The 10275-nt window shown below is 45.3% G+C and carries 8 protein-coding genes; 2 read left to right on the plus strand and 6 right to left on the minus strand.

Going from position 1 to position 10275, the window contains the following annotated elements; translation table 11 throughout:
* Positions 1-302 precede the first annotated feature (302 nt).
* On the plus strand, positions 303-1154 hold the full coding sequence (locus L1286_RS19920) for a DUF417 family protein (RefSeq protein ID WP_235408766.1): 852 nt from the start codon (positions 303-305) through the stop codon (positions 1152-1154).
* A 43-nt stretch (positions 1155-1197) separates the two neighbouring features.
* Here the strand turns inward: L1286_RS19920 and L1286_RS19925 are convergent, their stop codons facing one another.
* On the minus strand, positions 1198-2805 hold the full coding sequence (locus L1286_RS19925; RefSeq protein ID WP_235408767.1) for a CHASE domain-containing protein: 1608 nt from the start codon (positions 2803-2805) through the stop codon (positions 1198-1200).
* A 235-nt stretch (positions 2806-3040) separates the two neighbouring features.
* Here L1286_RS19925 and L1286_RS19930 point away from each other — a divergent pair, with 235 nt between their 5' ends.
* Positions 3041-4462, plus strand: a complete 1422-nt coding sequence (locus L1286_RS19930; RefSeq protein WP_235408768.1) for a DEAD/DEAH box helicase — start codon at positions 3041-3043, stop codon at positions 4460-4462.
* 13 nt (positions 4463-4475) lie between these two features.
* Here L1286_RS19930 and L1286_RS19935 read toward each other — a convergent pair whose 3' ends face one another.
* The 5 genes from L1286_RS19935 to L1286_RS19955 all read right to left on the minus strand — a co-directional run.
* On the minus strand, positions 4476-5741 hold the full coding sequence (locus tag L1286_RS19935; RefSeq protein WP_235408769.1) for a sensor histidine kinase: 1266 nt from the start codon (positions 5739-5741) through the stop codon (positions 4476-4478).
* A 31-nt stretch (positions 5742-5772) separates the two neighbouring features.
* Positions 5773-6459 carry a response regulator gene (locus L1286_RS19940; protein WP_268832628.1) on the minus strand — a complete coding sequence of 229 codons (687 nt, stop codon included), beginning with the start codon at positions 6457-6459 and terminating at the stop codon, positions 5773-5775.
* 76 nt (positions 6460-6535) lie between these two features.
* Positions 6536-6904, minus strand: coding sequence for a hypothetical protein (locus L1286_RS19945; protein WP_235408771.1), 369 nt, complete (start codon positions 6902-6904; stop codon positions 6536-6538).
* Positions 6901-9486, minus strand: coding sequence for a reprolysin-like metallopeptidase (locus L1286_RS19950; protein WP_235408772.1), 2586 nt, complete (start codon positions 9484-9486; stop codon positions 6901-6903). Before L1286_RS19950 ends, L1286_RS19945 begins: the two co-directional genes overlap by 4 nt.
* Before the next feature lie 602 nt (positions 9487-10088).
* On the minus strand, positions 10089-10275 hold a 187-nt coding region (locus tag L1286_RS19955; protein ID WP_235408773.1), incomplete at its 5' end, for a hypothetical protein.

Here is a 10275-nt window from a genome sequence, read left to right on the forward strand (position 1 = left end):
AATCACCATAATGTGATTCGCACCATAGAGGTAAGCGATACTCTAAAAAAGAAGTATCTGGAATGAAATATTCCCGAAGGCGCTAGGTTAGCATGTAGAGCAATACAAAGTGGTGTGACGAGAGAGTGAAGTACATAAAAAAGCATTAAAAAATGGGACTGTACGCTAAGCTAGAGCCGAATTCTAAAAATAATCGCAAGATCACCATCGTTTCTGAACTTTCCCCTGAATAGCCGAGAAAAATTGAAATATATATCCAGAACCATCGGTCTTTAACGATAATCTATTTTCTAGGAGTTCACATGCAACATAAAACACTAATTAATTTGGTGACCGGATTAACGGCATTCAGCTTGTTTATCTTCGCGCTATCTATGATGCTAGGTGGAAATGATCGATATGTACAAACACTCTTAACATTTTACTACCTAGACTCAGCGATTTCTGACGTACTGGCAGCGCAGTTGTTAGGAGGTGCCATTGTGGTTGTGAGTGCTTTGCTTGTCGCCAGACAGAGTACACTAAAGAAAGCTGCTTACTGGGGCCTAATGAGCATTGCAACTCTATTTCTCGTGACTTTGCTTTCCGAAGCCCGCTGGATCCAATCTCATGGCGGCTTTCCGGTCATAGGTTCCGGGCAAGGGATCATCAAATACTTCGCTCTTTTACCCATCGCGATTTATTTGTTTACCAGAGAAAAGTTCAGTGCCAAGGTACACTTATGGTTAAACTTTTTTCCTGTCGCACTGGTATTACTGTGGATTGGTGGGATGAAATTTCTGGAGCTAGAGGCCAAAGGTATTGAACCACTCGTCAGCCACTCTCCTTTCATGTCATGGTTGTATGACTTATTTTCAGTACAAATGGCGTCTAACCTGATCGGTATTTACGATATCTTTTTCACCGCCTTGCTCGGCCTAGCGCTCTTTTTGCGCCATAAACCGCTATTTTTAGTTTCTGCACTGGCGTGTGGTGCCGTGTTTACAATGACACAAACTTTTCTGTTTACCACACCAGGCGCACTTAGCGCATCTACATTGCTGACCGGCACAGGGCAGTTTGTCATTAAGGATATTTGGTTTATCTGTAACTTATTGATCCTCTACTACCTCATCAATGACCAGACGCATTCTAACAATGCCACAGTGCAATAAAGCCAACGACTTGAAGCGGTGAAAGACACACTAGGCAGTCCTATCAATTGATTGTCAGCCTACCATATTCTGTATTCACCGCTTCATGCATAAGCGTTTTCACTGTGAACGTATTCCTTCCAGCTTCCTTTGCTCGGTACATCGCCTGATCCGCGGTGTCGAGTAATTGTGCACTGTCATCCTCATTTGCAGGCCTGATTGAGCTTGCCCCAATACTGATGGTGACAAATGGGCCCACAGTGGATTTCTCATGAAGAATCTCCAATGCGACCACCGCCGTTAAACACTTTTCACAAAACACCTCGACCTGTTCGGTATCTGGCAAAATAAATATGAACTCTTCTCCACCAATACGTGCAAAAACATCACATGCTCGTTGCGCCAATTGGCTGAGGGTTTTTGCAACTAGGCATAAGCAGCGATCTCCCGCGACATGGCCATAGTAGTCGTTGTACTCTTTAAAAAAATCGATATCGATCACAACTAAGCTAATTGGGCTTCCAACACGCACTGCACGCCGCCATTCCTTTTGAAATTGCATATCAAAATGACGACGATTTGACACATCAGTCAGGCCATCCACTTGAGTCATGGTCAGGAGTTTCGCATTCGCTTTATCCAACTCTCTGGTTTTAATCCTCACGGCCTGCTGAATTGCTATTTGCCGACGATATAACAAGCGTACATAAAAGAACATTAATAAGGTCATTACCATACCAATGAATAACACCAGCATGGGGGTAGCTGACGTACGGCTTTGCACAAAATTGTGAGAGGGTGATGCACTGATCACCCAATTTCTTCCCCACACATCCAACCAAGACTGCAACTGACCTTGAGATTTAAGACGGTTACGATAGAGTGTTTGTCGCTGTGCTTTGTCTGTGACATCTTCAATTACAAATTCAATATCCCCCTCGTTTTTACCCAGCTTAGACTGCGCAACGAGGGCATTTAATTTGAATACCCCCATAACAAAACCACGAATATTCTCTCTTTTATCAGCCACCGTGAGCGACAAATTGTCATAAATTGGACGAAGTGCGATAAATGCTTTTTGCTTATGAGGGTCTTGTACCAAGGTAATACTCGCGGTTACTAATGGGAGTGCGAGGTCTCGGGATGCCGCGATAATCTCTCGCCGGGTTTGATCTGAAAATAAATCAAACCCCAGCGCGGCTTCATTACCAAATAAAGGTTCAATATACTGAACGGGGTAATATTGTGCCCGATTATAGGCGGTCTCCATTTGCCCTGCTACACGCTCAGTTATGGCAAATTGTACGTAATTTTCACGATTTTTTTGCTCAAACGCAATACGCTGTGCTTGTGTAACATGCGGCACCCACTGCAGTGCTTGAACACCTGCTTTGGTGGCTAAAATACTCGATGAAATATGTTGAAACTGCGCTTTAGTGGCATCCGGATGCACCTTAAACAGCACAGCTAAACTCTGTAAAGCAGATAGATTGTTCATGACCGTTTCTTTAAACGAGTCAACACGTAGAAGGTATTCTTTATTGAACTCTTGGATAATGGAATGTTGTTGCTCTTGGTACAACATATACACTAAGGAAGTGGTGAAAAGGCTCCCTGCGAGCAATACACTCAGTTGTATACAAAGCGCCACTTTCCTCTGTGTGATGTCCATAATAAGTCCCTTTATATGCACGCTGTTTGAGCAAGTATAGACTACCAGTTAAAACCTGCTGACTGCACCACAGCTGAACGATGAGTCATTACAAGCGAGCCTAAAACCAATGTGCAGGCGGATTAAATTCGGCAGACCAGATGAACTCTGCTATGATCGCCTATCCAAGGCAATATCGCCAATCTTAGACAAGGTAAAGGTCACCCCTTACCACCTCAGTACAAAGAGAGTATGCATGAACTTTTCTCAACTTGGGTTATCCCAAGTACTTCTTAACACGCTAGAGACGAAAGGGTACAGTACACCAACCCCAATCCAGCAGCAGGCAATCCCAGCCGTATTAAACGGCCAAGACGTAATGGCCGCAGCACAAACGGGTACAGGAAAAACAGCAGCCTTTACGTTGCCGCTGATTGAAAAGTTACTCAGCTCGCAGCAACCTCATGCTAATCAAGCGCGCGTGTTAGTACTTGCCCCAACGCGAGAACTTGCAATCCAAATCGCAGAAAGTGTCGAAACCTATAGTGCGGGCACACGCATACGCAGTACTGTGGTGTATGGTGGTGTTAAAATTAATCCACAAATGATGCGTTTGCGCAAAGGGGTCGATATTCTTATCGCAACCCCAGGTAGGTTATTGGATTTATATCAGCAAAATGCGGTAAAGTTTACAGAACTTTCCGCGCTCGTACTGGATGAAGCAGATCGCATGTTAGATATGGGATTCATCCACGATTTAAAGAAAATCATTCGATTACTACCAAAAAAGCGCCAGAATTTGCTGTTTTCAGCTACGTTTTCAGAGCCCATTAGAGAGTTAGCACAAGGGCTTTTTTCTTCTCCTATTGAAATCTCAGTCGCAGCCGAGAATACCGCGGCTAAAACGGTGATTCAAAGCGCATACGCACTCGATAAAGCACAAAAAAGTAAATTGCTATGCCACTTTCTAACAGAAAAGAAGTGGCGACAGGTACTGGTATTTTGTCGCACCAAACATGGTGCAAACCGGCTCGTGGCTTTGCTCGAAAAAAATCACATTAGTGCAGCCGCCATTCATGGTAATAAATCGCAAGGAGCTAGAGTCAAAGCACTTAACGGTTTTAAATCCGGTGAGGTCAATGTTCTCGTTGCCACTGACATTGTTGCCAGAGGGTTAGATATCAGTGAACTGCCTTACGTTGTGAATTATGACCTACCAAATACCTATGAAGACTATGTGCATAGAATTGGCCGTACAGGTCGGGCAGGCAGTGAAGGGATCGCAGTTTCTTTTGTCACCGCAGCAGATGCCGATGATTTATATGGTATCGAACGCTTTATTGGTGCCCTGATCCCACGTGCTGAGGAGCCCGGATTTATTCCACAAAACCCTGTACCAGAAAAGCCTTTGGATACCCGCCCCATCAAACCAAAGAAACCAAAAAAAAAGAAAGTAAAAACACCGACACCAGACAGCGAAAACCGCTCACCAAAGCAAACTGACAACGAAAGTGGAGGTGGAAAAAAGCATCGCCCACGGCAACGCACACAGCATTCAAACAAGCCCAAGCGTGCCTCAAACTCACACAAGGCAAGTACACAAAACTCGCACACAAAGCCGGGAAATACCCCACGTACGGCACAATCAAATAAGTCCAAAACACGTAAAGCTAAGTAATACTGAGCCCAGTTTAATCGCTGGGCTGATTCTTGTGCGTTTTAATATTCAGACAAAAACAGGCTCCGCCTAAATCAGCAAGCCCGTCAATCACTGTGATATTCCCATCATGTAATTGAGCTACCGACTGTGCAATGGCTAGGCCCAATCCACACCCACCAGAGTCCCTTGAGCGACTGGGATCTAGTCTTGTGAAAGGTTCAAAAATGCGCACTCGTTTACCCGGAGGTATACCAATGCCATCATCTTCAATATAGAAACATGTTTGGCCTTCTTTGGTGCGCACTGATATAAGGCACTGCTGCTGTGCAAACCGCCCTGCATTGCGCATAATATTTATCAACGCTCGGCGCAGTAAGTTGTAATCCGCAATCACTGTGTCGCCATCACATGAGATACGATAAGTGACACTTGGGTAAAACCCCGCGACTTGTGCAATCGCGTCCTGAAGCAACTCCTGACATGATATTAACTGCCATTGCATAGCTGTACTGCCATCTTTGAGCTTGGCGTAATACAACAACTCCTTGACGAGTTCGTCCAGTCCCACCAGCGCAGTTTGCATCGTATTTTTAAGCTCTACTTGCGTATTTAAGTCAGCATCTTCAAGCATATCAAGTGCAAACTGAATCCGTGCCATTGGGCTCCTAAACTCATGTGCCACACCATGCAATAGATCTCTTTGCAGATTTAACTGTTCCGTGCTCTGCTGCTCATTGGTCGCAAGGTAGCCATGCAACTCTGTCAATTGTGCTGATGTACTTTGTGCTTTTTTAATATCCGCAGGCAATACCGCTGCAAGCTGAGTTCTCACGTTTACATGCGCGCGATACATCGCCATTAGCAAGACGCTGAGGCCAAGCCCATTTACCAGACAAGCCATTAACCATAAAAACCAATCAGCAAACCAACTTAAAAAGCTGTGGTATATCACAGGGCCAACGATGAGCACCTGGCTGTTATTTTGCATCACATAAATACTTGCGGTCTGAGCATCGACAAAGAGTTGGTTAATAGGTAATAAGGATAGCTGCTCATATAAAAACGGGTCATCTGTCAACTCATCGAGAGGCACACTAAGGAATGGTACCTCTGCTAATTCGGGTAAGCTCTGCAAACTCGTTGCCACCGACAAAGCGTCCCTGTTTTGAATTTGCACATCCCCCTCGTCAGCCAACAGGTTGAGATGGCGCTCATATTGAGCCAAAGCCGCGTCTTGAACGTCGAAATAGACATCCTCCATTAGCCATTTCGCTGATAAAATGTTTATCAGCACCATGACGCCCACCCAAGATGCAATCAATGTGCCGTTAATCTGCAATGAGGTACCCTTTGTTCCGTATGGTTTTTATGACATGAGGCTGCTTGGGATCGTCGCCGAGCTTTTTGCGAAGTCGCGAGATACGCAGATCGATTGATCGATCCATTGCATCGTATTCAAGGTTAAATATCTTGCGATGTAAGCTGTCTCGGGAAATGATGTTGCCCGCTGATTGAGCCAGCACCCAAAGCAATTCAAACTCTGCACTAGAAAGTATGACTTCCTCATTTAGATAACTGACAGTACGGTTGCGCCAATCTAATTGCAAGTTGCCATCACACACGGTTCGAGTGTCTTTATGTTGCGCTTGTAAACTAGATTGACGACGTAACTGAGCACGAATGTGCGCCAATAAAACTCTGGGCTTAAGCGGCTTACATAAATAATCATCCGCGCCCACCTCAAGCCCTGTTACTTCATCAATGTCATCCACCAACGCCGTCAACATTATGATAGCGCCACCGAAATGCGGACGGACCGCTTTGCAAATCGCTAGGCCATCGGTACCAGGTAGCATCAAGTCTAGAATAATCAGATCTGGTTGAGTCTTTAATATGTGTTCAATAGCACGACGCCCATCATTCAGCACCTCGACCGTAAAACCATTGTGCGCTAAAAACTGACTGATTAAAGACGTTAATTCACGATCATCATCTATTAATAAAATTTTTTGCATAACATCCACTAAGATACAACAAATCAGCGATTCCATCCAAAATAGTCTGTGATGGAAAATAGGGAGCCGAGGCGCCCTATTTAGTTGCTTGTCTACACAAAGTATAAACCTCTTGATTGTAGTCACTAGCAAATTGGTATTTTACTGCTCGGCTGTCACTGGCTTGTGAGGGATATAAGACATCTCCCTCATTTTTCCAGTAGCGCACGCCACATCGTGCTTTTAGCTGCTGAGCCTCTTTATCCTCAAACCCTGGAATAACGAGCCGCCTACTTGCAAATACCAATAACCGATAGTCTTTTTGAGACTTCGCATGAGCCAACTGCGCGTGTATCCCTGACACCTCAGTCTGCATCGGTGCTGTCTGCGTTGATGATTCCATACATCCTCCCAGCACGATCAGCCCCGTCACCACAGCCGCACACAGTTGCCCTTTTACCTTCATACTGACTTACTCCGTTGCCGTCTTAGGCCCAACAGCATCACCCCCAGTAACGACCAAAGAGAACCACTGTTTGACGAACTATTTGTGTTGTCTGGCGCAGGTGTAGGCTCTGGTGTCGGTGCAGGATCCGGAGTCTTGGTATTGGCTTTAACCGTGATACTAACTTGCGCAGTTGCAATCATTCCTTGTGCATCGGAGATGGTATACGTCATCTGATCTTGCCCAGAGAAGTCTGCAGCTGCTGAATATTTGATAACCTGATCATCAAAAGTCACAGTGCCTTTGCCTGCATAATTCACAGCGGTCAGTTTTAGTGCATCCCCATCCGGATCTGTGTCATTTGCTAACACCTTAACCTGCACTTGTTTCGCACCATATTCCACACTCATTGCATCATCCACTGCAAGCGGTGCATCATTCACCGGAGTGACTGTGATACTCAACATGAATGGATCACTTTGCATGTCACCACGTTTAGCAACCACCTGAGCGGCTAAGGTGCCATGGTAATTCGCTACAGGTGTGATTGTAGTCCCTTGCACCGTGTAGTTATTGCCACCAGCAATTTCGATAGCATCAACACCTTGTGCCGTCGCCATTGTTAAATCACTCACTTTTACCGTAATCGCGGTATCTTCAGCAACCGATAATGGCTTTTGCCCAGTTACTTTAGGTTTCACGACTGCCCCATTTTGATTCGCGATGGCAAAATTACCACTGTTGATGGCAAAAAAGATATTGTCACTACACCGCACCATCACCCGGGCTTTGTCTGTAGTCATTGCTGGTAACGACACTTCATATTGGCCATTATTGGCCACTTTGCTAGCCAATGTTGTCGTAAATTTCGCACCGCCATCGTCTGACAACAAAATGTCTACTTGCGAGCAGTTAACGGGGGCTTGTTCGGTGTTAGCAGTATGCCAACTAACGAGCTGCTGATTAGTGCGCCATTGTGAGCTTGCGTCTGGCAGCTTCACTGCGAAGCCAGTCTCATTGGCAATCACCGAAATACGCATGTCATCTTCGCCAACGCCCCCTTTGCCATCTCTCACCAATAAACGAAAATCTAATGCACGCGTGCTCGTTGCGTATGCCTCACCATAACTTAACGAACCACTCAAAATATCAGACATTTTTGGTAATGTACGCTCGGCTGCTTCGGTCGGGTTGAAGGCCCGAAATAGTGGGCGCCCTCCCTCGTCAACACTGTCACTTTGTTTACTGTCTGAGGCACTGCCGATATTGTACTGTTGCCAACTATAACGCAGCGCATCTCCCTCTGTATCACGCGCACTGCCAGTTAATGTAAAAGGGGTTCTCGCTGGTATAGTATAATCTTGCCCGGCATCTACCTGAGGTCGCTGATTCGTTCTGGCTTTATGAGTACCACAGCTTTTTCCGGCTTTTTCACGCGTAAATGCCATCATTTGCTCTAGAGAGTGTGCATGAAAATAAGGATCTGAATTTGCTTGTAAATCTTGCTCATCACAAATGCCTGCATAGCCCATGATCGTAGAACCACTGCCAGGTTCATAAGCACTCGTACCAACCCGATTACCTGTACACGCACCTGCCGTACCATTGAATGTATGTTCTGCGCCTAACTGATGACCAATTTCATGCGCAACATAATCAACATGAAACGCATCATTGTCAGGTTGTTCGCTTCCTGTTACACCTTCTGCTTTTAACTCTGTGCACACCACTTCAAAACCAGCTAAACCGCCGCCGCCAGTACCTACAAGATGACCTACGTCATAATTTTCCAAACCAATATGCTCGTTAATAACCGCACTGATTTTATCAATGTCTGCATCGGTGTTATCAAAAGGGTCACTACCGGCATCAAGGAAAATGAGCTTGTCACTACCTGCGACTAATTCAAAACGAATAGCCATATCTCGGTTGTAAACATCATTGAGTCTATTCACCATGGTGACCAGTGCAGACATCACACGCTCTTTTGTACCGCCGTGATATTTTGCGTATTCGCCAGTGGTTGCCACCGCCAAGCGATATACAATCTCAGTGTTAGGTAACTCCGCTTTAGACAAGCTGCGCTCATGGTGGTGTAATGAATTACCTGCCCCATGCCTGCGCGGCGAGTGTTGACGTATTTCTACCATCGGCTTTTTTTGCCCTTGGCGGGTATACACTGAATAGGTATTGTCAGTATGCCGCTTGGGATCGATGTATATGTGCGCACCTTGATAATTAAACATGCCATAAAAGCCCTGCTCATCCATATTAAAGTGGCCTCGATGCGATGTGTTATTTTTGTCAACACCGATGAACGTTCTAATATGTGGGAACTTTGCTGCCAACTCAGGCGCCATTACCTGATACGGAGACAATATAAATGTCACCATTTCGCCAGATGGCAATGGCAGTACAACCTCGCGTTCTTGCTGCCCAGCAGCACTTAATGCGTGTTTGAAGGCAGGTTCACTTAATGTATAAAGTTTGTGACCTTCCCAGTCACTGCGGCTTTTATCAGCACTTTGCCAATATACGCTTTGCGCATAAGCTGTCGTCGCCACAAATTGGCTGACCAATACCGCAAGTACATGTTTTCTCATAGTAGGATCCTGTTGTCATTGATTGTAAGTGCATGAATGACAATAACCGAGATTCAATATGGCTAGGGTAACCAATTGTGGTGGCTTTGTATCCTACTTGATACAAACGCAGTGTATAGATGTAAGACGGATAAATAGGAGTAACTTGAACAGCTTTAGGGCGTGTTCATACCTTAATTCACTGTAAAAGCGGGAAAGTAAACGAGGACGGTTGAAAAAACAAGGGAAAGAAGGAAGCCAGTACCGCACTCCTTGCGGTCATATACGCAACACACTCCGGCATGTTGACATATATGTGGCGGCCTTCCTTGAAAGATACTTCTAACCACTTTTCTGGTTGTTATATCTATGCTAGTTAACCAACTAACATCTCAAAACTCGACGCTCAGTTAAACTTATCGACTCAAGGAAAAATACCATTTCCTTTTTAAAGGTTTAACTTACCACTGTTTACACGCACTCTGGCTTATTCTTTTTACTACTTTGACTGACAATGCATCCTAGCTGCTCCAGCATCCTGGCTGGTTTCGCTTCCTAGCTAATTTCGCTTCCTAGCTGATTCTGCTTCCTGGCTGATTCTACTTCCTAGCTAATTCTGCTTCCTAGCTGATTCTGCTTCCTGGCTGATTCTGCTTCCTGGCTAATTTCGCTTCCTGGCTAATTTCGCTTCCTGGCTGATTCTGCTTCCTAGCTGATTCTGCTTCCTGGCTGATTCTGCTTCCTGGCTGATTCTGCTTCCTGGCTGATTCTGCTTCCTGGCTGATTCTGCTTCCTGGCTGATTCTGCTTC

Origin of the sequence: Pseudoalteromonas sp. SMS1 (assembly GCF_021530565.1) — a bacterium.
Taxonomy (GTDB): Bacteria; Pseudomonadota; Gammaproteobacteria; order Enterobacterales; family Alteromonadaceae; genus Pseudoalteromonas.

Excerpts from the sequence above, each read along its gene's own strand:
- L1286_RS19920 (WP_235408766.1), top strand. The coding sequence starts at position 303 with ATGCAACATAAAACACTAATTAATTTGGTGACCGGATTAACGGCATTC.
- L1286_RS19925 (WP_235408767.1), bottom strand. The coding sequence starts at position 2,805 with ATGGACATCACACAGAGGAAAGTGGCGCTTTGTATACAACTGAGTGTA.
- L1286_RS19930 (WP_235408768.1), top strand. The coding sequence starts at position 3,041 with ATGAACTTTTCTCAACTTGGGTTATCCCAAGTACTTCTTAACACGCTA.
- L1286_RS19935 (WP_235408769.1), bottom strand. The coding sequence starts at position 5,741 with ATGGTGCTGATAAACATTTTATCAGCGAAATGGCTAATGGAGGATGTC.
- L1286_RS19940 (WP_268832628.1), bottom strand. The coding sequence starts at position 6,459 with ATGCAAAAAATTTTATTAATAGATGATGATCGTGAATTAACGTCTTTA.
- L1286_RS19945 (WP_235408771.1), bottom strand. The coding sequence starts at position 6,904 with ATGAAGGTAAAAGGGCAACTGTGTGCGGCTGTGGTGACGGGGCTGATC.
- L1286_RS19950 (WP_235408772.1), bottom strand. The coding sequence starts at position 9,486 with ATGAGAAAACATGTACTTGCGGTATTGGTCAGCCAATTTGTGGCGACG.